This is a genomic window from Pseudomonas sp. 3MAES_34.3B, assembly GCF_058145875.1.
This window is the reverse complement of sequence record NZ_CM176960.1, coordinates 33,683-60,025: the sequence shown is the minus strand read 5'-3', so window position 1 is coordinate 60,025 and position 26,343 is coordinate 33,683. Positions and strand designations below refer to the sequence as shown.

The 26,343-nt window shown below is 61.2% G+C and carries 29 protein-coding genes; 14 read left to right on the top strand and 15 right to left on the bottom strand.

Features of this window, described 5'->3' with window-relative positions:
* Positions 1-30 precede the first annotated feature (30 nt).
* On the top strand, positions 31-738 hold the full coding sequence (locus AC3Z8Y_RS00300) for a PA5502 family lipoprotein (RefSeq protein ID WP_490087973.1): 708 nt from the start codon (positions 31-33) through the stop codon (positions 736-738).
* Between the two features lie 34 nt (positions 739-772).
* Here AC3Z8Y_RS00300 and katE read toward each other — a convergent pair whose 3' ends face one another.
* Positions 773-2,899: a catalase HPII gene (gene katE / locus AC3Z8Y_RS00295; RefSeq protein ID WP_490087972.1), complete on the bottom strand. Its 2,127-nt coding sequence runs from the start codon at positions 2,897-2,899 to the stop codon at positions 773-775.
* A gap of 219 nt (positions 2,900-3,118) precedes the next feature.
* Here katE and AC3Z8Y_RS00290 point away from each other — a divergent pair, with 219 nt between their 5' ends.
* The 3 genes from AC3Z8Y_RS00290 to AC3Z8Y_RS00280 all read left to right on the top strand — a co-directional run bounded on the left by AC3Z8Y_RS00290 (position 3,119) and on the right by AC3Z8Y_RS00280 (position 5,608).
* Positions 3,119-4,126, top strand: a complete 1,008-nt coding sequence (locus AC3Z8Y_RS00290) for a methionine ABC transporter ATP-binding protein (protein WP_490087971.1) — start codon at positions 3,119-3,121, stop codon at positions 4,124-4,126.
* Positions 4,127-4,188: 62 nt separating this feature from the next.
* Positions 4,189-4,788 (top strand): methionine ABC transporter permease, encoded by a 600-nt coding sequence (locus AC3Z8Y_RS00285; protein WP_181111293.1) that lies wholly within the window; start codon positions 4,189-4,191, stop codon positions 4,786-4,788.
* 46 nt (positions 4,789-4,834) lie between these two features.
* On the top strand, positions 4,835-5,608 hold the full coding sequence (locus AC3Z8Y_RS00280) for a MetQ/NlpA family ABC transporter substrate-binding protein (protein WP_490087970.1): 774 nt from the start codon (positions 4,835-4,837) through the stop codon (positions 5,606-5,608).
* Positions 5,609-5,611: 3 nt separating this feature from the next.
* Here AC3Z8Y_RS00280 and AC3Z8Y_RS00275 read toward each other — a convergent pair whose 3' ends face one another.
* Positions 5,612-6,244 carry an SCO family protein gene (locus AC3Z8Y_RS00275; protein ID WP_490087969.1) on the bottom strand — a complete coding sequence of 211 codons (633 nt, stop codon included), beginning with the start codon at positions 6,242-6,244 and terminating at the stop codon, positions 5,612-5,614.
* A 207-nt stretch (positions 6,245-6,451) separates the two neighbouring features.
* On the opposite strand from AC3Z8Y_RS00275, the gene AC3Z8Y_RS00270 reads away from it, so the two are divergent.
* Positions 6,452-7,096: a hypothetical protein gene (locus tag AC3Z8Y_RS00270; protein WP_490087968.1), complete on the top strand. Its 645-nt coding sequence runs from the start codon at positions 6,452-6,454 to the stop codon at positions 7,094-7,096.
* 5 nt (positions 7,097-7,101) lie between these two features.
* Here the strand turns inward: AC3Z8Y_RS00270 and AC3Z8Y_RS00265 are convergent, their stop codons facing one another.
* The 5 genes from AC3Z8Y_RS00265 to AC3Z8Y_RS00245 form a co-directional block, all read right to left on the bottom strand.
* The gene (locus AC3Z8Y_RS00265) at positions 7,102-8,595 is read right to left on the bottom strand and encodes a SulP family inorganic anion transporter (RefSeq protein ID WP_490090085.1); all 1,494 of its coding nucleotides are present in this window, start codon (positions 8,593-8,595) and stop codon (positions 7,102-7,104) included.
* Positions 8,596-8,832: 237 nt separating this feature from the next.
* Positions 8,833-9,552 (bottom strand): carbonic anhydrase, encoded by a 720-nt coding sequence (locus AC3Z8Y_RS00260; RefSeq protein WP_181111234.1) that lies wholly within the window; start codon positions 9,550-9,552, stop codon positions 8,833-8,835.
* Positions 9,553-9,798: 246 nt separating this feature from the next.
* Entirely contained in the window at positions 9,799-10,857 is a 1,059-nt protein-coding gene (locus tag AC3Z8Y_RS00255) for a PA0069 family radical SAM protein (RefSeq protein WP_490087967.1), read from the bottom strand.
* A 68-nt stretch (positions 10,858-10,925) separates the two neighbouring features.
* On the bottom strand, positions 10,926-12,272 hold the full coding sequence (gene gudD / locus AC3Z8Y_RS00250; protein WP_490087966.1) for a glucarate dehydratase: 1,347 nt from the start codon (positions 12,270-12,272) through the stop codon (positions 10,926-10,928).
* A gap of 28 nt (positions 12,273-12,300) precedes the next feature.
* On the bottom strand, positions 12,301-13,656 hold the full coding sequence (locus AC3Z8Y_RS00245) for an MFS transporter (protein WP_490087965.1): 1,356 nt from the start codon (positions 13,654-13,656) through the stop codon (positions 12,301-12,303).
* Positions 13,657-13,915: 259 nt separating this feature from the next.
* Here AC3Z8Y_RS00245 and AC3Z8Y_RS00240 point away from each other — a divergent pair, with 259 nt between their 5' ends.
* Positions 13,916-14,629, top strand: coding sequence for a FadR/GntR family transcriptional regulator (locus AC3Z8Y_RS00240; protein WP_490087964.1), 714 nt, complete (start codon positions 13,916-13,918; stop codon positions 14,627-14,629).
* A gap of 51 nt (positions 14,630-14,680) precedes the next feature.
* Here the strand turns inward: AC3Z8Y_RS00240 and AC3Z8Y_RS00235 are convergent, their stop codons facing one another.
* Positions 14,681-14,953 (bottom strand): YheV family putative zinc ribbon protein, encoded by a 273-nt coding sequence (locus AC3Z8Y_RS00235; RefSeq protein ID WP_490087963.1) that lies wholly within the window; start codon positions 14,951-14,953, stop codon positions 14,681-14,683.
* Positions 14,953-17,001, bottom strand: coding sequence for an oligopeptidase A (gene prlC, locus AC3Z8Y_RS00230; RefSeq protein WP_490087962.1), 2,049 nt, complete (start codon positions 16,999-17,001; stop codon positions 14,953-14,955). Before prlC ends, AC3Z8Y_RS00235 begins: the two co-directional genes overlap by 1 nt.
* A 100-nt stretch (positions 17,002-17,101) precedes the next feature.
* Here prlC and AC3Z8Y_RS00225 point away from each other — a divergent pair, with 100 nt between their 5' ends.
* Positions 17,102-17,656, top strand: a complete 555-nt coding sequence (locus AC3Z8Y_RS00225) for a gamma carbonic anhydrase family protein (protein ID WP_490090084.1) — start codon at positions 17,102-17,104, stop codon at positions 17,654-17,656.
* A 5-nt stretch (positions 17,657-17,661) separates the two neighbouring features.
* The gene (locus AC3Z8Y_RS00220) at positions 17,662-18,318 is read left to right on the top strand and encodes an HAD family hydrolase (RefSeq protein ID WP_490087961.1); all 657 of its coding nucleotides are present in this window, start codon (positions 17,662-17,664) and stop codon (positions 18,316-18,318) included.
* Here AC3Z8Y_RS00220 and AC3Z8Y_RS00215 read toward each other — a convergent pair.
* Positions 18,286-19,380, bottom strand: coding sequence for an aminopeptidase (locus AC3Z8Y_RS00215; RefSeq protein ID WP_490087960.1), 1,095 nt, complete (start codon positions 19,378-19,380; stop codon positions 18,286-18,288). The genes AC3Z8Y_RS00220 and AC3Z8Y_RS00215 overlap by 33 nt on opposite strands.
* Positions 19,381-19,453: 73 nt before the next feature.
* On the opposite strand from AC3Z8Y_RS00215, the gene AC3Z8Y_RS00210 reads away from it, so the two are divergent.
* Positions 19,454-19,867, top strand: a complete 414-nt coding sequence (locus AC3Z8Y_RS00210; RefSeq protein ID WP_181111225.1) for a PA0061/PA0062 family lipoprotein — start codon at positions 19,454-19,456, stop codon at positions 19,865-19,867.
* A 47-nt stretch (positions 19,868-19,914) separates the two neighbouring features.
* Positions 19,915-20,328 carry a PA0061/PA0062 family lipoprotein gene (locus tag AC3Z8Y_RS00205; RefSeq protein ID WP_490087959.1) on the top strand — a complete coding sequence of 138 codons (414 nt, stop codon included), beginning with the start codon at positions 19,915-19,917 and terminating at the stop codon, positions 20,326-20,328.
* Between the two features lie 26 nt (positions 20,329-20,354).
* On the opposite strand, the gene AC3Z8Y_RS00200 is transcribed toward AC3Z8Y_RS00205, so the two are convergent.
* Together AC3Z8Y_RS00200 and AC3Z8Y_RS00195 are read right to left on the bottom strand one after the other, a co-directional pair.
* Positions 20,355-20,627, bottom strand: coding sequence for a DUF1161 domain-containing protein (locus tag AC3Z8Y_RS00200; RefSeq protein WP_490087958.1), 273 nt, complete (start codon positions 20,625-20,627; stop codon positions 20,355-20,357).
* A complete protein-coding gene (locus AC3Z8Y_RS00195; protein ID WP_490087957.1) occupies positions 20,611-21,036 on the bottom strand; it encodes an OsmC family protein in 426 nt (141 codons plus the stop codon). The genes AC3Z8Y_RS00200 and AC3Z8Y_RS00195 overlap by 17 nt, the downstream gene beginning before the upstream one ends.
* A gap of 148 nt (positions 21,037-21,184) precedes the next feature.
* Between AC3Z8Y_RS00195 and AC3Z8Y_RS00190 the strand changes: the two genes are divergently transcribed.
* Positions 21,185-22,186 (top strand): LLM class flavin-dependent oxidoreductase, encoded by a 1,002-nt coding sequence (locus AC3Z8Y_RS00190; protein WP_490087956.1) that lies wholly within the window; start codon positions 21,185-21,187, stop codon positions 22,184-22,186.
* 46 nt (positions 22,187-22,232) lie between these two features.
* Here the strand turns inward: AC3Z8Y_RS00190 and AC3Z8Y_RS00185 are convergent, their stop codons facing one another.
* Both AC3Z8Y_RS00185 and AC3Z8Y_RS00180 read right to left on the bottom strand, forming a co-directional pair.
* Positions 22,233-22,454 carry a DUF1161 domain-containing protein gene (locus AC3Z8Y_RS00185; protein ID WP_181111220.1) on the bottom strand — a complete coding sequence of 74 codons (222 nt, stop codon included), beginning with the start codon at positions 22,452-22,454 and terminating at the stop codon, positions 22,233-22,235.
* Positions 22,455-22,540: 86 nt separating this feature from the next.
* Complete coding sequence (locus AC3Z8Y_RS00180; RefSeq protein ID WP_181111219.1) at positions 22,541-22,756, bottom strand: dodecin; 216 nt, start codon at positions 22,754-22,756, stop codon at positions 22,541-22,543.
* A gap of 159 nt (positions 22,757-22,915) precedes the next feature.
* On the opposite strand from AC3Z8Y_RS00180, the gene AC3Z8Y_RS00175 reads away from it, so the two are divergent.
* Positions 22,916-23,242: an ElaB/YgaM/YqjD family protein gene (locus AC3Z8Y_RS00175; protein ID WP_490087955.1), complete on the top strand. Its 327-nt coding sequence runs from the start codon at positions 22,916-22,918 to the stop codon at positions 23,240-23,242.
* Here the strand turns inward: AC3Z8Y_RS00175 and AC3Z8Y_RS00170 are convergent.
* Entirely contained in the window at positions 23,215-24,135 is a 921-nt protein-coding gene (locus AC3Z8Y_RS00170) for a LysR family transcriptional regulator (protein WP_490087954.1), read from the bottom strand. The two genes, AC3Z8Y_RS00175 and AC3Z8Y_RS00170, sit on opposite strands and share 28 nt — an antisense overlap.
* Positions 24,136-24,237: 102 nt before the next feature.
* Between AC3Z8Y_RS00170 and trpB the strand changes: the two genes are divergently transcribed.
* The gene (trpB, locus tag AC3Z8Y_RS00165; RefSeq protein WP_490087953.1) at positions 24,238-25,458 is read left to right on the top strand and encodes a tryptophan synthase subunit beta; all 1,221 of its coding nucleotides are present in this window, start codon (positions 24,238-24,240) and stop codon (positions 25,456-25,458) included.
* Positions 25,455-26,270 (top strand): tryptophan synthase subunit alpha, encoded by an 816-nt coding sequence (trpA, locus tag AC3Z8Y_RS00160; protein ID WP_490087952.1) that lies wholly within the window; start codon positions 25,455-25,457, stop codon positions 26,268-26,270. Before trpB ends, trpA begins: the two co-directional genes overlap by 4 nt.
* Positions 26,271-26,343 lie beyond the last annotated feature (73 nt).

Here is a 26,343-nt window from a genome sequence, read left to right as displayed (position 1 = left end):
CTCGATTTTGCCCATAAAGAGAGTGGCGCAATGAAGCCTTTCATGTCTGGTTGTCTGCTGATCGCGGCACTTTCCCTGGCGCTCGCCGGGTGCCAGAGCGCGCCGGTGGAAGCTCCGCCGGCCCCACCCAGCGCGGTCGAAATACTGCAGCAAAGCATTGCCAGCAATGAATTGGCCACCGCCGAGGACCAACTGGCGGCGTTGCAAGCGAAGACGCCCGACGACCCGCAACTGGAAAACCTTCAACGGCAGCTGGCCGAGGCCTACCTCAAGCGTAGCCAGATCGTGCTGCAGAAAGGCGATGTGAATGCCGCGGCCACCGCACTGGCCCGGGCGCGCTCCCTGATGCCTCAGGCGCCGGCTTTGGTTGGTGGCGTAAACGGTGCCATCGCGCAGGCCCGCAAGGCAGAGCTGGAAAAAGCCGAGGCCGCCCTCAAGGCCGCCGAAGCAAAACCAGTGGCGAGGGTGATCGACCCGGCCGCCAACAGCACACCGATCACCCTGGCCACCCGCGACCTGCATCAGTTGTGGGCGCAGCTGGACGACATCACGACTGATATCGTGAATTATCACTGTGACGTGGTGGTGCAGGCGCCGCGCCAGGCCGATATCCCCTGGCTCGGAACCCTGATCCGTACCCGGGTTAACCGCCGTGCGCCAGGCCTGCAGTGGAAGCTGGGCCACCGCATTGAACAGCACCAGCCGGCGATGATCATCCTAAGCCCGGCCAAGCCCTGATCGTAGCGACAGGGCCCGGCCTGGCTGCTATCGGTCAGGCTGGAACGGCCTTGGCCTTCGGCTCCCGCGCCCATACCCGGTGCTGCTTGATCGCGGCGATGAAATCCGCGACCTTGTTGTCGCCGATCAACAAGCCTGCATCCTCTTCCAGCTTGAGCTGGTCGATCAGCGCCCTGGCCTGGTCGCTTACGCCAATCGCCTTGAGGTGTTTATAGGCTTCCAGCACATAGTGCAGCGCCACGCCATCAGTGCTCATCGCTTGTACCGACTGCTGGGTGCCGGGAATCCACACCGCATCGAACGCAATGGAGGGCAGCCCTTCCATGGAGGCGTCCACCGCCAATGGAGCGCCACTCGCGGTTTTCACCGGCGCCGAGGTAGGCCCTAGCACCTTGGCATGGGCACCTTCGGCTTCAAGCGCGGCTTTCACGCTGGCTACCGCCTGGTCGTCCACCCCGTTGGCCACTAGTACCGCAATCTTGCGGCCCTTGATGTTATCGACCAGCAGGTTCAGCTGGCTCAACGCGGGTGATGCCTTGAGGGTCTGCTCCTTCACGTCAACCGTGCCAGCCGTGGGCGCAGGCAAGCCCAGGTTGGCCGCCACGCGCTGGGCCAAGGTGAGGTCGATATTGGCGAGGATCTCATTCACCTGCCGGGCGCGGATGAACTCCCGATCGACCTTGCCCAGCTCGAAGCTGTAGGCGGCAATGATGTGTTCCTTTTCCGGCTCGCTCATGCTGTGGAAGAACAACCGTGCCTGAGAGAAGTGATCGCCGAACGATTCGCTGCGCTCGCGAATCTTGTAGCCTTCCACCCGCTCCTGGTACGTCTCGAACCCGCCGTCTTTAGGGCCAGCCGGGGTTTCCTTCGGCCAGCCACCATCAATGGAATTCGGCTCGTACGCAGCCCGGCCGCGGTCGATGGTCATGCGGTGCATGCCATCACGCTGGCCGTTATGGTTGGGCGCAACAGGGCGGTTGATAGGAATTTCATGGAAGTTCGGCCCGCCGAGGCGGCTGATCTGGGTATCGGTGTACGAGAACAGCCGGCCTTGCAGCAGGGGGTCGTTGGTGAAGTCGATACCGGGCACGATATGGCCGGGGCAGAACGCGACCTGCTCGGTTTCGGCGAAGAAATTATCCGGATTGCGGTTCAGCACCAGCTTGCCCAGCGGCGTCACGGGTACCAGTTCTTCGGGGATGATCTTGGTGGGATCGAGCAGGTCGAACTCGAATTTATGCTCGTCCTCCTCCGGCACGATCTGCACACCCAGCTCCCACTCGGGGTAGTCGCCCATCTCGATGGCTTCCCACAGGTCCCGGCGGTGGTAGTCGGTGTCCTTGCCTGCCAGTTTCTGAGCCTCGTCCCACACCAACGAGCACACCCCCTGCTTGGGCTTCCAGTGGAATTTCACGAAGCTCGCCTTGCCTTCGGTATTGATCAACCGGAAGGTGTGAATACCGAAGCCTTCCATGGTACGCAGGCTTTTGGGGATGGCACGGTCGGACATCGCCCAGATGACCATGTGAGCGGACTCCGGCACCAGCGACACGAAATCCCAGAAGGTATCGTGCGCCGAACCGCCGGTAGGGATCTCGTTATGAGGCTCGGGCTTGACCGCATGAACGAAGTCGGGGAATTTCACCGCGTCCTGGATAAAGAATACCGGCATGTTGTTACCGACCAGGTCAAAGTTGCCCTCGTCGGTATAGAACTTGGTCGCAAAACCGCGCACGTCGCGCACGGTATCACCCGAGCCGCGCGGGCCTTGCACGGTGGAAAAGCGCACGAACACCGGGGTTTGCTTGTTCGGGTCCTGCAGGAACGCGGCTTTGGTCAGGCTGGCATGGCAGCCATAGCTCTGGAAGTAACCGTGGGCCGCGCAACCCCGCGCATGCACGATACGCTCGGGAATACGCTCATGGTCGAAGTGGGTGATCTTCTCGCGCATGATGAAGTCTTCAAGCAGCGAGGGGCCGCGCGGGCCAACCCTGAGCGTGTTCTGGTTATCGCTGATCTTCACACCCTGATTGGTACGCAGCGCCTGCCCGGTGGCGTCTGAACGAAACGCTTCAAGTTGTTCCAGCTTGTCGTTGGTGTTCGCCCGATCAGGGGCATCGGTGCCTGCCAGTTCGCTGGGTTTTCCGCTTTCGGTTGCCATGTGGTTGTATCCTCGCTGGCTATGCCCGTTCGGGGCTTCGCATGGTGGTTCGTGGATTAGTGACTCACCATGGGCGGTGCCCGTTCCGTTGAATCGCAGCGGCTGCGGCAACCCGTCATGAAAGAAATACTGATGCGGCGGCCTGCTCAGGCTAAAATGCGCGGTTTTGGCCAACCGCCCTCCATACGTACCTCAGGGTGCGTGGCACGCAGGTGACCCGTGATCGAGTTTCAAGACGTCCACAAGACCTACCGGGTGGCAGGCCGGGATATTCCCGCCTTGCACCCCACCCGGTTACTGATCCCTTCAGGCCAGGTATTCGGCCTGATCGGCCATTCCGGCGCTGGCAAAAGCACCTTGCTGCGCCTGATCAACCGCCTGGAGCAGCCCAGCGGCGGTACCATCCTCGTCGATGGCGAAGACGTGACTGCCTATGGCGCAGACCGCCTGCGCCGGCTGCGCCAGCAGGTAGGCATGATCTTCCAGCACTTCAACCTGCTGGCGTCGAAAACCGTGGCCGACAACGTTGCGCTGCCGCTGCGCCTGGCGGGCGAACTTCCGTCTGCTGAAATCGACAAGCGCGTCGCCAGCCTGCTCGCGCGGGTCGGTTTGAGCGAACATGCGCGCAAGTTTCCGGCGCAACTGTCTGGCGGGCAGAAGCAACGGGTAGGCATCGCTCGCGCGTTGTCCACCCAGCCGAAAATTCTGCTGTGCGACGAGGCCACCAGCGCACTGGACCCTCAAACCACAGCCTCGGTGCTGCGCCTGCTGGCCGAGATCAACCGCGAACTGAACCTCACTATCGTGTTGATCACCCACGAGATGGACGTGATCCGGCGTGTATGTGATCAGGTAGCCGTGATGGATGCCGGGCGCATCGTGGAACAGGGGCCGGTAGCCGAGGTGTTCCTGCACCCCACCCATCCCACTACCAAGCGCTTTGTGCAGGAGGACGAGCAGATCGACGAAAGCGAGCAGCGCGACGATTTCGCTCATGTGCCAGGGCGCATCGTGCGCCTGACCTTCCAGGGCGAAGCCACCTATGCACCACTGCTGGGTACCGTAGCCCGGGAAACGGGCGTGGACTACAGCATCCTCGCTGGCCGTATCGACCGCATCAAGGATGCCCCTTACGGGCAGCTGACGCTGGCGATCACGGGCGGCGACATGGACGCAGCGTTCGCCCGCTTCGCACAAGCGGACGTACATATGGAGGTATTGCGGTGATTGAATTCTTTGCCAACATCGACTGGAGCGACATCTGGCTTGCCACAGTCGACACCCTGCTGATGCTCGGCGGCTCGCTGCTGTTCACGGTATTGCTCGGCTTGCCGCTGGGCGTGCTGCTGTTCCTCTGCGGCCCGCGGCAGCTGTTCGAACAACGCGGCATGTACGCCTTGCTGTCATTCGTGGTGAACGTACTGCGCTCCCTCCCGTTCATCATTCTGCTGATTGTGATGATCCCGCTGACCATCCTGATCACCGGCACCTCGCTGGGCATCGCAGGCGCGATTCCGCCGCTGGTCGTGGGCGCCACGCCGTTCTTTGCCCGCCTGGTCGAAACCGCCTTGCGAGAAGTGGACCGCGGCATTATCGAGGCCACCCAGTCTATGGGGGCCACTACCCGGCAGATCATCCTCAACGCGCTGTTGCCAGAAGCGCGGCCAGGTATCTTCGCGGCCATTACCGTCACGGCGATCACACTGGTTTCGTATACCGCCATGGCGGGCCTGGTGGGCGCGGGCGGATTAGGCGACCTGGCCATTCGCTTCGGCTACCAGCGGTTCCAGACCAACGTGATGATCGTTACCGTGGTGTTGCTGATCGTACTGGTGCAGGTGCTGCAAAGCATCGGCGACCGCCTGGTGATTCATTATTCCCGTAAATAAAAGTAAAGCCGCCCTTATCCTTCGGCGGCTTGAAGGAGCACTGACCATGAAAAAACTGCTGGTGGCATTCGCCACTGTTCTCAGCCTGGCCGCACACGCCAACGAAACGCTTACCGTTGCCGCAACAGCGGTGCCCCATGCCGAAATCCTCGAATTCGTGAAGCCAGCACTGGCCGCACAAGGCGTGGACCTCAACGTGAAAATATTCACCGATTACGTACAGCCCAATGTTCAGGTCGCTGAGGGCCGCCTGGACGCCAACTTCTTCCAGCACCAGCCCTATCTGAACGAATTCAATAACGGCAAGGGCACCAACCTGGTTGCCGTGACTGGTGTGCACCTGGAACCGCTGGGCGCGTATTCGAGCAAGTACAAGAAGCTCGACGAGTTGCCGGGCGGTGCCAACGTGGTCATTCCCAACGACGCTACCAATGGCGGCCGAGCGCTGCTGTTGCTGCAAGCGGCAGGCTTGATCAAGTTGCAGAACCCGCGGGACATCCTGGCCACGCCGAAGGACATCATCGAAAACCCCAAAGACCTTAAAATCCGCGCCCTCGAAGCCGCCACCCTGCCACGGGTGCTCACTCAGGTAGACCTGGCACTGATAAATACCAACTACGCCCTGGAAGCCAAACTGGACCCGGCTCGTGACGCGCTGGTGATCGAGGGCAACGATTCGCCCTATGTGAATATTCTGGTCGCTCGCCCGGAGAACAAGGACGCTCCAGCTATGCAGAAGCTTGCTGCGGCCCTGCACAGCCCAGAACTCAAGCAATTCATCCTGGATAAATACAAAGGCGCGGTGCTGCCAGCCTTCTGAAGGTCAGTCGCTTTCCAGCAACTGTGGCAAACGCTTCACCAGCAGGGCCGTGTCGAACGGCGCGCGGATAAACCCGCGTAGCCGACCGTCCGGCCCTATGACCGCCAGGTTGCCGCTGTGCTGTACAGTGTAATTGGGTTTGGTGGTATCCGGCGGCAGGTAGGGAATGCCGGTTGCGGTCGAAAATTGCGTCAACACCGCCTCCGATGCCGTCAGCCCTTTGAAGCTCTTGTCGAAGTAACTGAGGTAGTCCTTCATTTGCGCCGGCGTGTCCCGGTTCGGATCAACACTTACGAAGTACACCTGTAGCCGCTGCGCGGATGCCGAAGGCAGTTTGCGTTCGAGCTCTCGTAGCTGCGCAAGCGTAGTAGGGCAAATGTCGGGGCAGAAGGTATAGCCGAAGAACAGCACGCTCCAGGTACCGGTAAGGCCGTCCATCGCGACGGTGTGCCCGTCCTGATCGGTCATGTCCAGGCGAGGCATCGGGCGCCCTTGGGGAAGAACGATAACCCCAGCTTCCAGAAGCTCTGAACTTTCGTCCAGCCCGTCGCGGTTAATGGCCTTTTCGATCATCCAGCCGATCCCCAGGGCGACAATTACAATCAGGGCAGCGGTGGCTTTTTCGAGGCGGGTCATCTCAGCAGCTCCCAAAGGCATGCCACACGGTACGGGGATTCAACGCCCCCGGGCAAGCCTCGCACCCTTAGAACTCTCGAAGCCATAATGGCTTTTTGCAATAACTCAAGGAAATAACCACGGATGGGTTATGAATATTTCATCTGACCCCTACCGTGGTGGCGACTATCGTAGGGGCTTTGCGCAAACGTATTAGCCGGAGTAAACATGAATACCGCCGCATTGCGCGAGCTGATCAAGCGTGCCCACAACCATGAGGCACAAACCGGCCAGCTTGCCGGCCTCTTGAATGGCCGTCTTACCGACCTTCACTCTTCCATTCGCCTGAATGACGGCCAAAGCGAGTCGGAGGCCACCCTTCACCGCTTCGTCGATGCGTATATCGAACAGGTGCCTGACCTGATTGATGCTGCCGCTCAGGTAGCGATCGATGCGGGCATCAGCGCGCAGATCCAGCCCGTGCTGAATATCGCGCTGGAGTACTTCCTCCAGCCCCCGGCCCTGGTCGCGGGCCATGACGGCCTGGACGGCCTGCTGGACGAGGCCTACCTGGCTCACCGCCTGGTGGAAGAGGTAAACGACCTGTATATCCGCCACTTCGCCCAGCCGTTGATTCCGCTGGATACCACCGTGGCCAACCTGATCGCTCACAACCTTATCGGCGAACCCTTCGCGAACGAGCTGGATGAAGTGGTGCACCACTCCATTGACCAGCTGCTTGATGACGAAGCGTTCGAGCAGGAAACCGTTCAGGCGTACAAGGACAAGCTCACCAGCCCCGAGACAGGCGCGGCCTGGAAACGCTGGCCTTGCCTGTCCAGGCAATTGGGTATCGAGATCAACGTAGCCTGAGCGCTCTAAACGCCTGCTCCCAAGCCTGTGCTGGTGCGCAGGCGGCCTTCGACGCGGCGCTTGAGGCCGCGGCTTTCGATGATCAATCTGGAGCCGCTGGCCTGATTGGCCCGCCCCCAATCTTCCAGCAGTTCCAGGCACGAATGGTCGATGTAGCTCAGCCCGCCCAGCGGCACATGCACCTCTGTACCCGGCTCGATGGTGCCCAGCGCTTTCGTTAGCGCGGGTACTTTCAGAAAGGTGGCCGACCCGGTGAGACGCAGTTCGACCCGGCGTTCGCCGGCAGGTACTACGGCGATCTTCAAGCGCGCGGCTTTCAGCGCCAGCTTCAGCAGCGTAAGGGCGAAGCCCAGCAGCACGCCGGTCAGCAGGTCCGTGAATACGATGGCCAGCGCTGTAGCGGCGTAGGTGAACATCGGCATGCGCCCATAACGTCCCAGCCCGCGGAAGGCCTTGAAGTCCACCAGCTTCACGCCGGTGAACACCAGCACACCGGCCAGGCTGGCCACTGGAATCTGCTGCAGCACGCTGGACAACACTACAACGAACGCCAGCAACCAAAGGCCATGCAGGATTGCCGAGGCGCGGGTTTGCGCGCCCGCCTGTACGTTGGCGGAGCTGCGTACAATCACGCCCGTCATGGGCAAGGCCCCAAGCAGGCCGCAGAGCATGTTGCCCACCCCTTGAGCCGACAGCTCACGGTCGAAATCCGACCGCACTCCACTGTGCATGCGATCTACTGCGGCTGCCGATAGCAATGTTTCCGCGCTGGCAATAAAAGCCAAGGCAACAGCGGCAATCAAGAGGGTAGGGTCCGCCAGGGCCATCAAGTCGGCCGGCTTGAGCAGGTCGATGGCATCGGCAAGGTTGGCGGGCACTTCCACACGCTTTACCTGCAGCGGGAGAATAATACTGAGCGCCGTCGCCGTGGCTACACCCAGCAAGGCACCCGGTACGAATCGCAGGCGGGCAGGGCGTAGCTTTTCCCACGCCCACATGATGGCAATGGTGAGCACGCCGAGCATCCCGGCTTGCCAACCCAGGCCACCACCAAGGGCCGGCATGGCCTCGCTGACCGCGCCGGGAAATTGCAGCAAGTTGGCCACACCCGACGGCTGCGGTGACTGGTCGAGCATTACATGCACCTGCGAAAGCACAATCAACACACCGATACCCGCCAGCATGCCGTACACCACCGCGGGCGCCGTCACCCGGAACCAGCAGCCAAGGCGAAACCGGCCTGCCGCAAACTGCAGAACGCCGGCCAGCAGCAAGATAGGCCCCAACATGGCCAGGCCGTGCTGGCGGACCAGTTCGAAAACCAATACGGCCAAGCCGGCTGCGGGGCCGCTTACCTGCAACGGCGAACCTGCAAGAAAGCCCACTACCAGGCCGCCCACGATGCCGGTAATCAATCCTTTTGCGGGCGGCACGCCCGAGGCAATAGCAATCCCCATGCACAAGGGCAATGCCACGAGGAAAACCACGACCGAAGCCATCAGTTCGCGCGGCAGGGCCGCCTTGATTTGCGCAATATTCACGTCGCTCTCCTGAACTTACTTCAGGCCGCGGCCGTACCGTTACATCAGGCATACCGGCATTGTGCCGGGCACGCGGCAACCGCCGGGCACCCAGACGCTACGCAAGTTGACCCGTTCGTTGATTGTTCTTATTAAACGGAAACGGCCTGAACCACGCCTGGCGTAGTTCCCATGGCCTATGACTGATGAACCGTTCTAGAAACGGCCTTTCGGGGTTGCGCTTGGAGTTGGATGTGGACCATCCAGAGGCAGGAAGCAATCTCGCTCTGCGTCGTACGCTTTGATTTCGCTGGTTTCGATGTTGTACACCCACCCGTGGATAAACAGGTGACCGCTGGCAATGCGGGCCGCGACAGAGGGGTGGGTACGAAGGTGTTGAAGCTGGGCGATCACGTTTTCTTCGGTGAGTACGGCCATGGTTTCGGCTTCAGTCGCGCAATGGCAGTTTTCGTGCACCACGGTCTTTGCGACTTCGGCGTGGCGCAGCCAGGCCTTCACGGTGGGCATCTTCTCGAGGCTGTCCGGGTTCAGCACCGCGCGCATCGCGCCGCAGTCGGAATGGCCGCAAATGATCACGTGCTGCACGCCAAGCGCCATCACTGCGTATTCAAGCGCGGTGGAAACGCCTCCGTTCATTTGCCCATAAGGGGGGACTACGTTGCCTACGTTGCGGGTTACGAACAAGTCGCCAGGCGAACTGTTGGTGATGAGCTCCGGCACGATGCGCGAATCGGCACAGGTAATGAACATTGCCCGTGGCTTTTGCGCGGTGGCCAGCTTCTTGAACAGCGCTTGCTGTTCAGGGAAGACTTCCTGATGGAAATGCCGGAAACCGTCGACGATATGTTGCAGCGCCTGCTCCGCGCTTTCGGCCACTGTGGAGGGGTCGGGTAACGGTTGATCCTTCGGGTCCATGCTGCATCCTCTTGATGGTAGGAAAAGTCCCACTCAGGTCGGGAGAAAAATCCTACACCGAAAGCTTAAAATTCCGTATTACAGAAACTGTGACCGGATAAGACAAATCTGATATTAGGTCGAGTTTCTTAATTAAAGCTGAAGTTTATGAGCGCCTTTTCGAGACTGACAAGCGGCGCAATGCCACTAGTAAGGTTCGTTAGTGGCAGTTTGCTTTCGCGCTTTATATATTAAACGCCGGGCTTATCACAATAAGGCCAACTGCCGCCCGGGCGGGCAGAACAACGAGCAATCCAAGGGTTGATCTTCCCGGTGGCCCAGGCCCGCCTTCTTGACCGCAGCAGCGAAACGACGGGCGATAAGCTGAGCAAACACGCCTTCGCCTTTCATCCGTGCGCCAAACTGCGAGTTATACAGCTCACCGCCCCGGCTTTGGCGGATGAGGCTCAATACATGGGCCGCGCGTTGCGGATAATGAACACCCAGCCATTCCTCGAACAGAGGCGCGACTTCCAGCGGAAGCCGCAGCAGCACGTAGTGCGCACTGCGCGCCCCAGCCTCGGCTGCGGCCTGGAGCATCGCTTCCAATTCATGGTCGTTGATCATGGGAATGATCGGGGCGCAGATGGCGCCTACCGGCACCCCTGCTTGCGCAAGTACCCGGATCGCCCGCAAACGCGCACCACCAGAGGCAGCCCGGGGCTCCAGGGTTCGCTTGAGCTCATCGTCAAGCGTGGTAAGGCTGACCATCACCCTTACCAGCCGCAATGCGGCCATTTCCTGAAGCAGGTCAAGGTCGCGCAGCACCATCGCCCCCTTTGTGGTGATGGTAACCGGGTGCCGGTAACGAAGCAGGGTTTCCAGCAATTGCCGGGTGATCCGGTATTGCTGCTCGATAGGCTGGTAGGGATCGGTATTGGCGCCCAGGGCTATTGGCGCACAGCGGTAGCCTGGCTTGCTCAAGGCTTCTTCAAGCCGCTCGGCGGCGTTGGTCTTGGCAATCAGGCGGGTTTCGAAATCCAGGCCCGGCGACATGTCCCAGTAGGCATGCGTCGGTCGCGCGAAGCAGTAGATACACCCATGCTCGCAACCCCGGTAAGGGTTGATGGAGCGGTCGAAGGGTATGTCCGGTGAGGTATTGCGAGCAATGATGCTCTTGGCGTGTTCGATCCGTACCTCGGTGTGGACGGTGGCCGGTACCTCTTGATACCAGCCATCATCCTCGGCGACCGATTGACGGCCGTGGAAACGGTTATCCGGATTGCTGACCGTGCCACGGCCACGCTGCGGCGCTCTGGGTAACATGCGGGCCCCTATGCTGTATATGGATACAGTATAAACGCCCAGCCAGGGTCTCGCTTGCCCCTCGTCGGTTACCGCACCAGGCAGGGCCGCTTATTGTCGAAGCGCCAGTTCGGAATGAGGAACTGCATGGCAACCGCGTCGTCTCGCGCGCCAAGGCCCATGCCTTTGTACAACTCATGGGCATGAGCCACGGCATCCATGTCGATATCGACACCCAGCCCAGGCTTTTTCGGTACCTGCACGTGGCCGTCGATGATCTGCAAAGGCTCGCGGGTCAGCCGTTGGCCGTCCTGCCAGATCCAGTGCGTGTCGATCGCGGTGATATCGCCCGGCGCCGCAGCGGCAACCTGCGTGAACATCGCGAGAGAGATGTCGAAGTGGTTGTTGGAATGCGAACCCCAGGTAAGGCCCCAGTCGTTACACATCTGTGCCACCCGCACAGAGCCCTGCATCGTCCAGAAATGCGGGTCCGCCAAGGGAATATCCACTGCCTGGGACTGGATTGCATGGCCCATCTGCCGCCAGTCGGTGGCGATCATGTTAGTTGCGGTCGGCAGGCCGGTTGCCCGGCGGAACTCAGCCATCACCTCGCGGCCTGAATACCCGTCCTCTGCGCCGCAGGGGTCTTCAGCATACGCCAGCACATGGTGCTGGTCCCGGCACAGGCGGATAGCTTCCTTGAGTGACCAGGCCCCGTTAGGGTCCAGCGTAATGCGCGCATCCGGGAAGCGCTCGGCCAGCGCCGTTACCGCCTCGATCTCTTCCTCGCCACGCAGCACGCCGCCCTTGAGTTTGAAATCGTTGAAGCCATACCGCGCCTTTGCCGCTTCGGCCAGGCGTACCACCGCTTGCGGCGTAAGGGCTTTTTCATTGCGCAGGCGGAACCAGTCATCGCCCTCGGTTTCGGTGCGGTAGCCCAGATCGGTCTGGTTGCGGTCACCGATATAGAAGAGGTACCCCAGCATCTTCACGGCGTCGCGCTGCTGACCTTCACCCAGCAAAGCGGCGACCGGCACTTCAAGGAATTGACCCAGAAGGTCCAGGAGCGCGGCTTCCATGGCAGTGACGGCGTGGATGGTAATGCGCAGGTCGAACGTTTGCAGGCCACGGCCGGCGCTGTCTCGAGCGGCAAAGGCCTCGCGCATGCGGTTAAGAATCTGCTGATAGTTACCGATAGGCTGCCCTACAACCAGGCTGCGAGCATCTTCGAGGGTTTCACGGATGCGCTCGCCACCAGGCACTTCGCCAACCCCAATGTGCCCTGCGTTGTCCTTCAGAATCACGATATTGCGGGTAAAGAAGGGCCCATGGGCGCCGCTGAGGTTAAGCAACATGCTGTCGTGCCCAGCCACCGGGATTACCTGCAACTCGGTCACGATGGGCGCCTGGCCGGCTACGCGGGAAAAATCGTTCATGGTCATGTCCTTGTCGGGTTCGTGAGGCTCAGTGGGTCTTGCCAAGCGCGGGGCCGGCAGGCTCATGGGGCAGGGCATCCTGGCTGTTGGGTCGCGTCTTGGCGAAGAACACCAGGATCGCGGCCAGGATCGACGTGCCGGCCAAACCGTACAGGCCTCCTACGATCGAGCCGGTCTGCTGTTCGAGAAAGCCAAAAGTCGCAGGCGCGAAGAAGCCCCCGAGATTGCCCAGCGAGTTGATCAGGGCAATGACCGCGGCGGCGATCCGGGCATCGAGGTAGGCCTGAGGAATAGGCCAGAACAACGAGGAGGCCGACTTGAACCCGATTGCGGCGAAGCACACCGCCACGAACGCAAAGATCGGCCCGCCGGTGGTGGACAGGAACATGCCCAGTGCGGCAATCAGCAGCGCGCAGGCAACCCAGGCCTGCTGGAACTTCCACTTGCCGGACGCAGCGGCGAAGCCATACATGGCGATGATCGAGATCAACCAGGGGATGGAGTTGAACAGGCCTACCTGGAAGTCGGTAAGGTCACCCATTTTTTTGATGATGCTGGGCAGCCAGAAGGTCGCCGCGTAGATCGTCAACTGAATGCAGAAGTACAACGCGCAGAACAGCAGGATCTGGCCATCTTTCAATAGCTGGCCTACGGTCGGCTTGACCGTGGTCATGGCCTCGCGCTCACGCTGTTCCTGCTCGATGGCATTTACCAGCGCATCTTGTTCCTCTGCGGCCAACCACTTGGCATCGTGCGGCTTGGAATCCAGCCAGAACCACACCACGAAGCACAGGCACACCGACGCCAGCCCTTCGATCAGGAACATCCATTGCCAGCCGTGCATGTTCAGCCCTTCGATCCCGAGCAACGCACCGGACAGCGGGCCGGAGATCAACGAAGCGAGTGCCGAACCGCTGAGGAAGATGGCGATGGCTTTGCCGCGCTCTACGCCAGGCAACCAGCGAGTGAAGTAATAGATCACCCCGGGGAAGAACCCGGCCTCGGCGATGCCGAGCAGGAAGCGAAGGATATAGAAATGGGTTTCGGTCTGGATGAACGCCATCATCGTGGCGACGATGCCCCAGGTGAACATGATGCGGGTAAGCCATAGCCGCGCGCCTACGCGTTGAAGCAGCATGTTGGACGGCACTTCGAACAGCGCATAACCGATGAAGAACAGCCCCGCGCCGAAGCCGTAGGCAGCGGCACCGATGCCAAGGTCATGCTCGAGATGGGTACGCACGAAGCCGATGTTCACGCGGTCAATGTAATTGACGATGAACATGATGACAAACAACGGCAGCACCCGCTGTTTTACCTTCGCAACGGCGCGCGCCAGCACTGGATTCACGTCGCCACTGGCGACCAGGCTTGGATTGCTCACATTCGATACTCCCACTGTTTATTTTTATGCGGGGAAAGGCGCGGTGCGCCTGAAAGCGCGGCGTCGGCAGCCGTAGCGGCGACTCGCTGCCAGACATCATACAACTGCAAATCCAGCCGAACAACGCCCGCTCAGCAATTCAAGGGTTATTTCTGAAACAGCATCGTGGCAACAGCCAAATATTGGTGTGTTGTCATACAAGGTCAACGTTCTGCGGCGCCAGTGGTAATATGACTGCCATTTCTCCAGGACACGCACTATGGCCCCGGATAGCGCTCCTCAGGCACGACGTCGCACGCCCAACCTGGCCCATGATCTGGTCAACGAACTGACCCAACGCATCTTGCAAGGCGATTTCGCCACCGGGCAGAAATTGCCCTCCGAAACGGCAATCGTCAGCGAGCACGGGGTGAGTCGCACCGTAGTACGCGAAGCCCTGTCGAAACTTCAGGCCGCAGGGCTGGTGGAAACGCGCCATGGCGTGGGTACGTTTGTGTTGGAGCGGCGGGCGCACGCGGGGCTTCGGCTTAACGTGGACACGCTGACCAATGTGCGCAGCGTGCTAGAGCTTCGCATGGGCCTGGAAACCCAGGCGGCATCGCTCGCCGCCCGGCGCCGCACAGATGCGCAGCTGGCGCAGATGCGCGAGGCACTAGATGACTACGGGCGGCTGCTGGCAAACAACGATAGCTGTGTGGACGCCGACCGGCGCTTCCATCTGTTGATCGCTCAGGCTACGGGCAATAACTGCTTTCCCGACATGCTGATGCACCTTGGCGCGTCGTTGATCCCGCGCACTCAGCTCAATACCCAGGAGCGCGGCAGCGAAGATTTCAGCCAATTGGGAAAGATGGCCCAAGCCGAGCACGAAGCCATTTATCAAGCCATTCGCCGGCAGGACGCCGACGCCGCCCGCGCCGCCATGCTGCTGCATTTGAGCAACAGCATGGAGCGGTTTCACGCGGGGCCGTGATAAGCCAAGCCCGTAGCACCACCCCTTGGCGATGACCGGGCCGGCTTAGGCTCAGGGCTTCTTGAGCTTGGGGTTGGGGAAGAACTGCACGGTCTGCACTTTGGGCTTTGCAGGCTTGGGCTCCGCCTGGTTCACCCGGGTACCCAGCTCTCGCGGGATGGACTGCCCTTGGGCATTCAGCGTGTCGGAGTAGCCACAGGCCACGCATTCACGGTGCGGAACGTCGTCTTCGCTCCACATCATGAGTTTGTCCATCTCGCTGCATGCCGGGCATACCGCCCCGGCGATGAAGCGCTTTTTGGTCTTGGTCACTACCGCCTCCATTACGCTGCCTCTTCCACCAGGCCGCTGTGCCGCAGCAGCGCATCGATCGAAGGTTCACGGCCGCGGAAGTCCACGAACAGCACGAGCGGCGCCTGCGACCCACCACGGGCCAGGATGGCTTCGCGGAAGGCACGGCCGGTTTCCGGATTGAGTACCCCGTCTTCCTCGAAGCGCGAGAACGCATCAGCCGACAGTACTTCCGCCCACTTGTAGCTGTAATAGCCCGCCGCATAACCGCCGGCGAAGATATGCGAGAAGCTGTTAGGGAAGCGGTTGTACGCCGGCGGGCGCATGACCGATACCTGATCGCGGATCTGCTCGAGCACCTGCAGCGGCGTACGGCCGTCACCGTGGGTGGCGTGCAGCTCGAAGTCGAAAAGGGAGAATTCGAGCTGGCGAACCATCATCAGGCCCGACTGGAAGTTCTTGGCGGCCAGCATCTTCTCCAGCAGGTCTTGCGGCAATGGCTCACCGGTTTGGTAGTGGCCGGAGATCAGCGCCAGGCCTTCCGGCTCCCAGCACCAGTTCTCCATGAACTGGCTCGGCAGCTCTACGGCATCCCAAGCCACGCCGTTGATCCCTGATACGCCAGCGTGCTCGATGCGGGTGAGCAAATGATGCAGCCCATGGCCGAACTCGTGGAAGAGGGTGGTCACTTCGTCGTGGGTCAGCAGCGCCGGCTTGCCCGGTGCCGCCGGGTTGAAATTGCACACCAGGTTGGCGACGGGGCTCTGCAGGCTACCGTGTGCGGTACGGCGACGGTCCTTGGCACCGTCCATCCAGGCCCCACCACGCTTGTTGGCGCGGGCGTACAGGTCGAAGAAGAACCGGCCCACGTGCTCGCCGTTTTCCTTGATCTCGAACAGCCGTACATCAGGATGCCAGCTGTCGAAGCCCTTCTGCTCATTGATTTCGATGCCATAGAGGCGTTGCACGATCGCAAACAACCCGCTCAGCACCTTATCCACCGGGAAGTAGGCACGCAGGGTTTCCTGGGAAACGCTGTAGCGCTGTTCGCGCAGCTTCTCACCGTAGTAGCCGCTGTCCCAGCTTTGAAGGTCCGGGCAACCCTGCTCGGCCGCGTAAGCCTTGAGTTGCGCCAGGTCCTTCTCGGCAAAGGGTTTGCTGCGTTGGGCCAGGTCACGGAGGAAGCCCAGCACTTGATCACTGGAATCCGCCATCTTGGTAGCCAGGCTCAGCTCCGCATAGTTGGCAAAGCCCAGCAGGTGGGCCAGCTCTTGGCGCAGGCCGAGAATTTCCTCCATCACCGGGCCATTGTCATTCTGACCGGCATTCGGGCCCTGCTCGGAAGCCCGCGTGCAGTAGGCGACATACACTTCTTCGCGCAACGCGCGGTCTTCGGCATAGGTCATCACGGCGTAATAGCTTGGGAATTCGAGCGTAATCAGCCAGCCACCCAGGCCTTTTGCCTGCGCTGCTGCGGCCATTTGCGCGCGCGCCGAATCGGTAAGGCCGGCCAGCGTGCGCTCGTCGGTGACGTGTTTGGTCCAGGCCTGGGTGGCATCGAGTAACTGGTTGGAAAACTTGCTGCCCAGCTCAGACAGCTTGCTCTGCACTTCGGCATAGCGCTTCTGTTGCTCAGGCGGCAGATCGATGCCGGACAAGCGGAAGTCCCGAAGCGAATGCTCAAGAATGGTTTTCTGCGCCAGATCGAAATGCTCGCTTTCGGGGCTGCTGGCCAAAGCCTGGAAGGCTTCGAACAGCTGACGGTTCTGGCCCAGCTCGGTGGAGTAGGCGCTGAGCGCGGGCAGGCATGCTTCATAGGCCTGGCGCAGCTCGGGGCTGTTGCACACGGCATTGAGGTGGCTTACCGGGCTCCAGGCCGCGCCGAGGCGGTCGTTGAGCTCATCAAGGGCCAGCACCAGGCCCTCCCAGGTAGGTGCATTGCCCTGGCGTTCGAGGATCGCGCTGACCGCGGCACGGTTATCCGCGAGAATACGCTCGATAGCCGGCTGCACGTGCTCAGGGAGAATCGCCGAAAACGGCGGCAGGTCGTAGGGCTGGAGCAGCGGATTGGTCTCGGTCACGGTCACACACCTTGGCTTGAGAAGAAACACCGGTCATCTTAATTACAATCAGCGGCCACCGCAGCATTGGCGGCCGCTATTGTCCCAGCAGAAGGAAACTATCGTGATTCGCACATTCGCCGGGGCACGCCCCGTTGTGGGCCCCAGGGCCTTTGTCGATGCCAGCGCCGTGGTCATCGGGGACGTAGAAATCGGCGAGGACAGCTCCGTCTGGCCTTTGACCGTGATTCGTGGCGATATGCACCGCATTCGAATCGGCAAGCGCACCAGCGTGCAGGATGGCAGCGTGCTGCACATTACCCATGCCGGGCCTTTCAACGAAGGTGGCTTCCCGCTCACCATTGGTGACGAAGTGACGATCGGCCATAAGGTGATCCTGCATGGCTGCACCTTGGGCAGCCGCATTCTGGTCGGCATGGGTAGCACGGTGATGGATGGCGCGGTGGTGGAGGATGAAGTGATCATCGGCGCTGGCAGCCTGGTTCCGCCTGGCAAAACGTTGGCGAGCGGCTTCCTGTATATCGGCAGCCCGGTCAAGCAGGCGCGCCCATTGACCGAGAAGGAACGCGCCTTCTTCAGCTATACCGCTGGCAATTACGTAAAGCTCAAGGACCAGCACCTGGCCGAAGGCTTTGATCAACCGCCCGCCGAGTGATGTGCATGCACTACCAAAACATTTTGTTCGACCTGGACGGCACCCTTACCGACCCGCGGGAAGGGATCACCCGCTCCATCCAGTACGCACTCGCACAGCTGGGTATCGACGAGCCCGACCTGCGCAAGCTCGAGCACTTTATCGGACCACCGTTGCTGGAAGCGCTCATGCAGTTCTACGGCTTCGATGAGCCCCGTGCCTGGGACGCGGTAAACTTCTACCGCGAACGCTTCAAGGTAACCGGCCTGTACGAAAACGAAGTGTTCGAGGGCATTATCGAACTGCTCGACACATTGCGCGGGCAGGGCCGCGAGCTGTTCGTGGCAACCTCCAAGCCCTGGGAGTTCGCCCGCGAAATCGCTCGCCACTTCGGCTTCGATCGGCACTTCAAGGTTATCTACGGCAGCGAGCTGGACGGCACCCGCACCAACAAGGTCGAGCTTATCGCCCACCTTCTGGCAACAGAGCAGCTGGACCCTGCCCATACGTTGATGATCGGTGACCGCAAGCATGACCTGATCGGGGCGCGGCAGAACGGCCTCGCAGCGGTTTCCGTGGGGTATGGCTTTGGCAGTACGGAGGAGCTGAGTGCCCAGGCGCCGGAATTCCACTTCGCTACCGTGACCGAACTACACCGGGCCTTTGCCGAGCAACGCTTGTAGTGCCTGCTGGCGCTGGGCCGGTGCAAGCGCAGCCAGGCCACGGACGGCCTTGTAGAAGGCCGGCCACTGCGCTCCGCTTTGCTGGTAGAGCGCGGCAAACGCCGGCACCCACTGGTCGTAAAGCCCGAAGGGCAGCAGTTTGGCATTGTTGATGGGGGCCTCCACCCAGGCATCATAGGCGCCTTTGCCGCCCCACTCTGTATCCCTCATGTGGCGGTAGGCCTGCCTGAAGTTCTCTATTTCAGCCTTCTTGCCCTCACGCAGGGCCTGTGGCGACAGCGGCTGCGCGTACAGTGCGCCAAGCCGTTCGCGCAGGCCCAGCACCCTTTGCACGAAGGCGTCCCTGCGCACGTTCTGGTTGCCCTCCTGTGGCGGCAACCCCCGCGCCGCGTGCCACTGCCGTGTGCCTTCCTGCTCCACGAATGTCGCGAATGATTCGTTGAACGGCGTGTCGCCGGGCACATACACCTGCTGGTGCGCCAACTCATGGAAGATCAGCGTAGCCAGTCGCTCGTCGCCCCAGTTCATCATGGAGCTGACGATAGGGTCATCAAACCATCCCAACGTGGAATACGCTTCCACCCCGCCCATATACACATCCAACCCCTGTTGGCGCAGCAAGGCTGCTGCACCGCGGGCGCGGCCTTGCTCGTAGTACCCGCGGTAGGCAACGCAACCGGCAATGGGGAAACAATACTGAACCGGGTCCAGGGAAAATTCCCGGGTGGCGAACACGTTCCACACCACGAACGGGCGATGGATGTCTGCGTAAAGCCGATAGCTTCGGTTATCGGGCAAGCCCAACTGCTGGCTTGCGAACGCTCGCGCCTTCTCCGCTTCCGCCAGGCGGGCCCGCAAGGCAGGGTCACGGCCGGAATCCTCGATCACCCGGGCCACCGGCTCACGGGCGCGCAGCAGGTTCAGCTGCCCTCGCGCCAACTGCTGGTAGTAGTCCAGCGTGCTGCAACCGCTCAGCAGGAAAAAACCCAGCGCGGGAACCAAACCTTTGAAAAAGCGGTCGAGTGAGCCGTGGCGTGAACGCCCCACAATAAATCCGAACATGCGTCAGGTCGCCTTGAAGGGGCCCTTTCGGGGCCTGGTTTCAGCGCCCTATCATGCCTGCCTGGAGCCTCCAATGCGTGAAATCTTCCTGCTTGCCGCTGCCCTTACCCTTACCGGATGCATGGGGTTGCCCAAGCCCGACCCGAACCAGGCGTGGGTCGATTTGCAGGTACCTGAAGACAATGCCCTGCATGCTCAAGAGGTGGACGCGCAGGCACTGGATGACAACCGTTACTTCGAGGTCGAGCCTGGCAGCCATGAGCTGACCGTGCGCTACCAGTTCACCGTCGCCCCCAGCAATATCGGGCCGCAAGCGGCGCCGCTATCCCGCGACTGCCAGCTGAACATCAAATACAGCAACTTCAACGCCGGCGAGCGTTACCAACTGGAAGCAGGCAGCCTGGGCTTTACCCCGTGGGCCAAGCTCTATGACCAGCAGCGCCGCTTGGTAGGCCGCGCTCAACCGGCCGGTTGCCAGCGGGCGTGACAGCTTTCCTTGGGGTATGCTGAAGGCGCTTCCCTGGGAACACGCCTATGCACCGTTATGCCTTGTTACTCCTCGGTATGCTCCTCACGGCATGCACAACCTCGCCAGTACCGGCGCATGATCCGCATCAGGCCTGGGTTGAGATGTTCACCCGCACCGGGAAAATGGTAATGGCCGAACGGCTGGATAATCAGCGGCTGGAAGATGGGCGCTACTTTCAGTTTGCGCCTGGCGGCCATGAGCTGCAGGTGCGCTTCGACTACGAAGTCACCACGGGCGGGCTTCCACTGATGCAGCCATCGGAACGTATCTGCTATATCAGCCTGCGCTATGACAGCTTCCAGGCCGGCCAGCGGTATCGCTTCGAAGCCCGCAACCTGGGGCTGCAAACCTTCGGCTTCCTCTACGATGCGCAGGGCACAAAACTGGCGACCGAGCGCCAGGTGAACTGCCTGTTCTAGGCTAGAGGCCCCCGGGGGCCTGAGCCTCAGGTGTCGTTCTTCTGATAAATGATGCGCTGGGTGCCGTTGGCGCAACTGCCCACTACCATGGCGGGATCTTTCACCTCGGCCACGGGCACCACTTCGAGGGTATAAGCCACCACGCCCTGGGCTTGAATCTTCGCTTCGATCTCTGCTTTGAGCTCGGCGCAATCCCTGGGCGCCGCGGTGGCCGGCAGGGCGAAGGCCAGGGCGATTGCCCCAGCCAACGAGGCGCCGGCTACAGCGCCGGGTGCAGCGTGCTTAAACCAGCGATGCATCGAGGGTGATCTCGGCGCCTGCAAGCACCTTGGACACAGGGCAACCGGCCTTGGCCTTGCCTGCCAGCTCTTGGAACTGCTCTTCGCTGGCGCCTGGAATGGAAGCCTTCAGGATCAGGTGAACCTTGGTGATTGCAAAGCCATCAGCCAGTTTGTCGAGCGTCACCTGCGCGGTGGTATCGATACGGTCGGCGGTCAGGTTGGCTTCGCCAAGGATCATCGACAGCGCCATCGAGAAGCAACCGGCATGGGCGGCGCCGATCAGCTCTTCCGGGTTGGTGCCCGGGCCGTTCTCGAAACGGGCCTTGAAGCCGTACGGGGCGCTTTTGAGCACGCCGGTTTCGGTGGAAATCTCGCCCTGGCCGTCCTTCAGGCTACCTTTCCACACTGCGGATGCTGTTTTGATCATTGCTGTTTCCTCGTTGTTGGAACCGTCTGGTTTGAGAGAGCGGAGCGCCAATGCAAGTTCAGCACATATTTGCGAAAGCGGGTCAAAGCGTTCAATGTGTTCACCAGACAAGAAAAAGGCGCGGGGGTGTCTCTTTTTTGGAGTGCTTATGAAATCACTGACTGACATCAAATACTCGGCACTGGACCTGGTGCCCGTGCGCAAGGAAACCGGCCCATCCCAGGCGCTGCGCAACTCGCTGGACCTGGCCCAGCACCTGGAGCGCTTTGGCTACAACCGCTTCTGGGTAGCCGAGCACCACAACATGGACGGCATCGCCAGCTCGGCAACCGCCGTGCTGCTGGGCTACATCGCAGGAGGTACGTCCTCCATCCGAGTGGGCTCTGGCGGCGTGATGCTGCCTAACCATGCGCCGCTGGTAATCGCCGAGCAGTTCGGCACGCTGGAGAGCCTGTACCCCGGCCGTATCGACCTGGGGCTGGGCCGCGCGCCCGGCTCGGATCAAATGACCGCACGCGCCTTGCGCCGCGAACGCAGCGGCAGCGCGGACGATTTTCCGCAAGACGTCGAGGAACTGCTCCAGTATCTGGGCCCACGCACACCAGGCCAGCGCGTGGTTGCGGTGCCCGGCACCGACACGCAGGTTCCTGTCTGGCTGTTGGGTTCCAGCCTGTTCAGCGCTCAACTGGCGGGTATGCTCGGCCTGCCTTACGCGTTCGCCTCGCATTTCGCCCCTCGGCTGATGCACGAAGCCATTCGTATCTATCGGGACCACTTCACGCCTTCCCAGTACCTGGACAAGCCCTACGTAATGTTGGGAATTCCGCTGGTGGCGGCCGACAGTGATGACCGTGCCGATTACCTGGCTACCTCGGTGTACCAGCGCATTCTCAACCTGATCCGTGGCGAAACCCTGATGCTTCAGCCTCCGGTCGAGACCATGCAAGGGCTTTGGCTACCTCATGAAAAGGATGCGGTGGGAAGCTTCCTGGGCATGGCCATGATCGGCAGCCCATTGAAGATCCGCGCGAAGCTGGAGGTGCTGCTGGAGCAGACCCAGGCCGATGAGTTGATCTTTACCTCTGACCTGTATGAGCACGCGGACCGGATACGCTCTTACGAGCTGCTCGGCCAGTTGATGCGGGGGTAACCTTGAAACCACCGTGCCCACGGCCGGGCACGGTGGCGCGCCGGTATCAACGCTTGTAGACGATTTCCTTGGTACCGCCTTCGCAGGTGCCTACCACCTTGCCGTCCGCCGCGCTGCCCTTGTCCACGACCTCGAGTGAATATCCGGAGGCACCCTTGGCCTGGATCTTTGCGTCGATTTCGCTTTTAAGTTCATCGCATGGCTTGCCCGCCGCCAGGGCGCTACCTGCCAGGCCGAACAGTACAGTTGCCAACAAGACTTTTTTCATCGTTCACGGTCCTTGAGTCGATTTGAACAAAGTCGGCGGAGCTGCCAGCAGCCCCCTCCTTTCGGCGGCGTACCCCCCGAAGCCGATCAGCTATTGTTAATCCTGAAACCGACTTTCAGGGTGACCTGAAAGTGCTTAACTTGCCCATCTTCAATATGACCACGTGTTTCGGTCACCTCGAACCATTCCAGGTTCTGGATGGTTTTCGCCGCCTCGGCGATGGCATTCTTGATGGCATCGTCGATGCTGGTGGTGGACGACCCTACGAGGTCGATCTTTTTATAGGTGTGATGATCACTCATATGCGCAGCTCCTCGGTCAGTAGGACCGCCATCGGCAACTGGCCGGTGGCGCCGTTTACATCTGTGCCTCGAGGAGCGGCAAAAGTTCACAGGTGCCGCACTTTTACGAAGCGGTGCAGTCGGACTCTTACACCGCAACTACCACAGCAGGAGTGAACCATGGCCAATAATTCGCTGCGCAAGGCATCGCTGCAAAGCATGGAAGCAGAAATCGAAAGCCTGCTTCGTTCGCTGGAAGGCCTCAAGGGCGACGCGTCCGAAGAGTCCCGTAAAACGCTCAAAGCCCTGCGGGCAAACGCCGAGACAGCACTGAAGCATTCCCGTAGCCTGCTGGCCGACGTGTATGAAGACGTGAAGGTCAGAACCCGCGAAACCAGCCTGGCCACCAAAGAGTATGCCCAGGAGCATCCACTCACTACCGCAGGGATCGCCGTCGGCGCTGTTGGCTTGATCGCCGCTTACCTGCTCTGCAAGCGTTCCCACTGATCGGCCTGACGGGCCAGCTCGAGCCGTAACCAGCCCGCAAGGCGTTCGGCACGACGGCCCGCCCGCCGTTGGGGCACCCACAAAGCAAGGCAGGCCGGCGTTTGCGTGAACCCCCAGGGCGCAACCAGGCGCCCGGCCTGCAGGTCATCTGCAACCAGCGCCTGCGGTGCGATGGCCACGCCAAGGCCGGCGACCGCTGCTTCGAGCAGGTAATAGAGGTGCTCGAAGCTCTGGCTGAAGGCCAGCTTCGACGGCTCCACCCCTTGTGACAATGCCCAGTTCGGCCACGCCTGGGGCCGCGAAACCGTCTGCAGCAACCCTTCGCTCAACACAGCCTGTGGCGGTGCGCCGATCAGCCCGCTGAACCCGGCATAGTGGGGGCTGACCACCGGGCCAATTCGCTCGTCGATGAGTTCATGTACGTCCACCTCAGCAGGCCACGGTGGCTCGGCATACACCAGCAGGGCATCGATACCCGGGCTTTTGGGGTCCAGGTCGCCTTCCCCGGCGGACAAATGCAAACGCAGGTCTGGCAGTTCGGCATTCAAACGCCCCAGCCTGGGGATAAACCATCGGGCCAACAAACTACCCGAACAGCCGAGCACGAAGGGCGCGTTCGCATCAGCAACCGCCAACTCCGCGCACACCTCACGCAGCCGGTCGAATGCCTGGCTGCTGGCTTCACGCAGCCGCAGCCCCGCCTCGGTGAGTTTCAGGCCACGCCCATCCTTGGCGAACAGCGCAATCCCCAGCTCGGCTTCCAATGCCTTGAGTTGCCGGCTGATCGCCCCATGAGTCACGTTCAGCTGGCGCGCCGCCTGGCTCAGGCTACCGAGGCGGGCAGTCGCTTCGAAGGCCCTGAGCGCATTGAGAGAGGGAAGGTCACGGCTCATGATCTGTGAGTTTTCCTTACAGGTTGTTGCGATCTTATCGGTTTTCCAATGGGCGTGTCGCGGCTAGAGTAAAGGCATCTGTCATCTGCCCTGGAATTCGCCATGACTGCTCAAACCTTGCGCAACGGCCCGGACGCCAACGGCCTGTTCGGCGCCTTCGGCGGCCGTTACGTCGCTGAAACCCTGATGCCCCTGGTACTGGACCTGGCTCGCGAATACGAAGCCGCCAAGCAGGATCCAGCCTTTCTTGAACAGTTGGCGTATTTCCAGCGCGACTATATCGGCCGGCCGAACCCGCTGTACTTCGCCGAGCGGCTCACCGACTACTGCGGCGGCGCGAAGATCTACTTCAAGCGTGAAGAGCTCAACCACACCGGCGCCCATAAGGTGAACAACTGCATCGGCCAGGTGTTGTTGGCCAAGCGCATGGGCAAAAAACGCCTGATTGCCGAGACCGGCGCTGGCATGCACGGCGTGGCCACTGCCACCGTCGCTGCCCGCTTCGGCTTGCCGTGCGTGATCTACATGGGTGCCACCGACATCGAGCGCCAACAGGCCAACGTGTTCCGCATGCGCCTGCTTGGAGCTGAAATCGTACCCGTCACCGCAGGCACGGGCACTTTGAAAGACGCCATGAACGAGGCGCTGCGCGACTGGGTTACCAATGTGGAAGACACCTTCTACCTGATTGGTACCGTGGCCGGGCCGCACCCATACCCCGCCATGGTTCGGGATTTCCAGTCGATCATCGGCAAGGAAACCCGTGAGCAGCTACAGGAAAAAGAAGGTCGCCTGCCCGATAGCCTGGTGGCCTGTGTGGGTGGCGGCTCCAACGCGATGGGCCTGTTCCACCCGTTCCTGGACGATACCAATGTGCAGATCATCGGCGTGGAGGCGGGCGGCCATGGCGTGAACACCGACAAGCACGCTGCCAGCCTCAACGGCGGGGTGCCGGGCGTGCTCCACGGTAACCGTACCTACCTGCTGCAGGACGGCGACGGCCAGATCACCGACGCCCATTCCATTTCCGCCGGCCTGGACTACCCCGGTATCGGCCCGGAACACGCCTGGTTGCACGAGATCAAGCGCGTGGAATACGTAAGCATCACCGATGACGAAGCGCTGGCCGCGTTCCACGTCACGTGCCGCACCGAAGGCATCATTCCCGCCCTGGAAACGGCCCACGCCCTGGCCGAAGCGATCCGCCGCGCGCCTACCTTGCCCAAGGAACATTTGATGGTGGTGTGCCTTTCGGGCCGTGGTGATAAAGACATGCAAACCGTGATGAACCACATGGCTGCCCAGCAGGAGAACCAGGCATGAGCCGTCTCGAAAAACGTTTCGCCGACCTCAAAGCCGAAGGGCGTGCCGCGCTGGTCACCTTCGTGACCGCAGGCGACCCTGGCTTCGATGCTTCGCTGGAAATCCTCAAGGGCCTTCCGGCTGCGGGCGCCGACGTGATCGAGCTGGGCATGCCGTTCACCGATCCGATGGCCGATGGCGTCGCCATCCAGCTGGCCACGCTGCGCGCACTGGACGCCGGGCAAACCCTCGCAAAAACCCTGGACATGGTGCAAGCCTTCCGCGAAACCGACACCACTACACCGTTGGTGCTCATGGGTTACTACAACCCAATCCACCGCTTTGGCGTGGAAGCATTCGTGGCGCAAGCCCGTGAAGTGGGCGTGGATGGCTTGATCATCGTGGACCTGCCGCCCGAGCACGACGCCGAACTGGCTACGCCAGCTCAGGCAGCGGGCATCGACTTCATTCGCCTCACCACTCCCACCACCGATGACAGCCGCTTGCCCCGCGTGCTGGAGCGCAGCTCCGGCTTTGTGTACTACGTATCGGTTGCCGGCGTGACCGGTGCTGGCTCGGCTACCACCGAGCACGTGACCGCTGCCATTGCGCGCCTTCGCCGGCATACCCCGCTGCCGATCAGCGTCGGCTTCGGCATCCGCACACCTGAGCAGGCGGCCGCCATTGCCCGGCTGGCAGACGGCGTAGTGGTAGGTTCGGCGCTGGTGGACAAAATCGCCAAGGCCAGCAGCCCTGCGCAGGCGGTGAAGGATGTATTGGCCCTGTGCAGCGAGCTGGCCGAAGGCGTTCGTGAGGCGCGCAAACCGGCCTAAGGTAAAGTTCCTGATACAGAGGAATTGCCGTTGGTTTTCAGAGACTAACGGGCACGACCAGAGGGAGCGATGT

Coding starts and splice junctions, on each gene's coding strand:
- AC3Z8Y_RS00300 (WP_490087973.1), top strand. CDS start 31: ATGAAGCCTTTCATGTCTGGTTGTCTGCTGATCGCGGCACTTTCCCTG.
- katE (WP_490087972.1), bottom strand. CDS start 2,899: ATGGCAACCGAAAGCGGAAAACCCAGCGAACTGGCAGGCACCGATGCC.
- AC3Z8Y_RS00285 (WP_181111293.1), top strand. CDS start 4,189: ATGCTCGGCGGCTCGCTGCTGTTCACGGTATTGCTCGGCTTGCCGCTG.
- AC3Z8Y_RS00280 (WP_490087970.1), top strand. CDS start 4,835: ATGAAAAAACTGCTGGTGGCATTCGCCACTGTTCTCAGCCTGGCCGCA.
- AC3Z8Y_RS00275 (WP_490087969.1), bottom strand. CDS start 6,244: ATGACCCGCCTCGAAAAAGCCACCGCTGCCCTGATTGTAATTGTCGCC.
- AC3Z8Y_RS00270 (WP_490087968.1), top strand. CDS start 6,452: ATGAATACCGCCGCATTGCGCGAGCTGATCAAGCGTGCCCACAACCAT.
- AC3Z8Y_RS00265 (WP_490090085.1), bottom strand. CDS start 8,595: ATGGCTTCGGTCGTGGTTTTCCTCGTGGCATTGCCCTTGTGCATGGGG.
- AC3Z8Y_RS00260 (WP_181111234.1), bottom strand. CDS start 9,552: ATGGACCCGAAGGATCAACCGTTACCCGACCCCTCCACAGTGGCCGAA.
- AC3Z8Y_RS00255 (WP_490087967.1), bottom strand. CDS start 10,857: ATGTTACCCAGAGCGCCGCAGCGTGGCCGTGGCACGGTCAGCAATCCG.
- gudD (WP_490087966.1), bottom strand. CDS start 12,272: ATGAACGATTTTTCCCGCGTAGCCGGCCAGGCGCCCATCGTGACCGAG.
- AC3Z8Y_RS00240 (WP_490087964.1), top strand. CDS start 13,916: ATGGCCCCGGATAGCGCTCCTCAGGCACGACGTCGCACGCCCAACCTG.
- AC3Z8Y_RS00235 (WP_490087963.1), bottom strand. CDS start 14,953: ATGGAGGCGGTAGTGACCAAGACCAAAAAGCGCTTCATCGCCGGGGCG.
- AC3Z8Y_RS00220 (WP_490087961.1), top strand. CDS start 17,662: ATGCACTACCAAAACATTTTGTTCGACCTGGACGGCACCCTTACCGAC.
- AC3Z8Y_RS00215 (WP_490087960.1), bottom strand. CDS start 19,380: ATGTTCGGATTTATTGTGGGGCGTTCACGCCACGGCTCACTCGACCGC.
- AC3Z8Y_RS00210 (WP_181111225.1), top strand. CDS start 19,454: ATGCGTGAAATCTTCCTGCTTGCCGCTGCCCTTACCCTTACCGGATGC.
- AC3Z8Y_RS00205 (WP_490087959.1), top strand. CDS start 19,915: ATGCACCGTTATGCCTTGTTACTCCTCGGTATGCTCCTCACGGCATGC.
- AC3Z8Y_RS00200 (WP_490087958.1), bottom strand. CDS start 20,627: ATGCATCGCTGGTTTAAGCACGCTGCACCCGGCGCTGTAGCCGGCGCC.
- AC3Z8Y_RS00195 (WP_490087957.1), bottom strand. CDS start 21,036: ATGATCAAAACAGCATCCGCAGTGTGGAAAGGTAGCCTGAAGGACGGC.
- AC3Z8Y_RS00190 (WP_490087956.1), top strand. CDS start 21,185: ATGAAATCACTGACTGACATCAAATACTCGGCACTGGACCTGGTGCCC.
- AC3Z8Y_RS00185 (WP_181111220.1), bottom strand. CDS start 22,454: ATGAAAAAAGTCTTGTTGGCAACTGTACTGTTCGGCCTGGCAGGTAGC.
- AC3Z8Y_RS00180 (WP_181111219.1), bottom strand. CDS start 22,756: ATGAGTGATCATCACACCTATAAAAAGATCGACCTCGTAGGGTCGTCC.
- AC3Z8Y_RS00175 (WP_490087955.1), top strand. CDS start 22,916: ATGGCCAATAATTCGCTGCGCAAGGCATCGCTGCAAAGCATGGAAGCA.
- AC3Z8Y_RS00170 (WP_490087954.1), bottom strand. CDS start 24,135: ATGAGCCGTGACCTTCCCTCTCTCAATGCGCTCAGGGCCTTCGAAGCG.
- trpB (WP_490087953.1), top strand. CDS start 24,238: ATGACTGCTCAAACCTTGCGCAACGGCCCGGACGCCAACGGCCTGTTC.
- trpA (WP_490087952.1), top strand. CDS start 25,455: ATGAGCCGTCTCGAAAAACGTTTCGCCGACCTCAAAGCCGAAGGGCGT.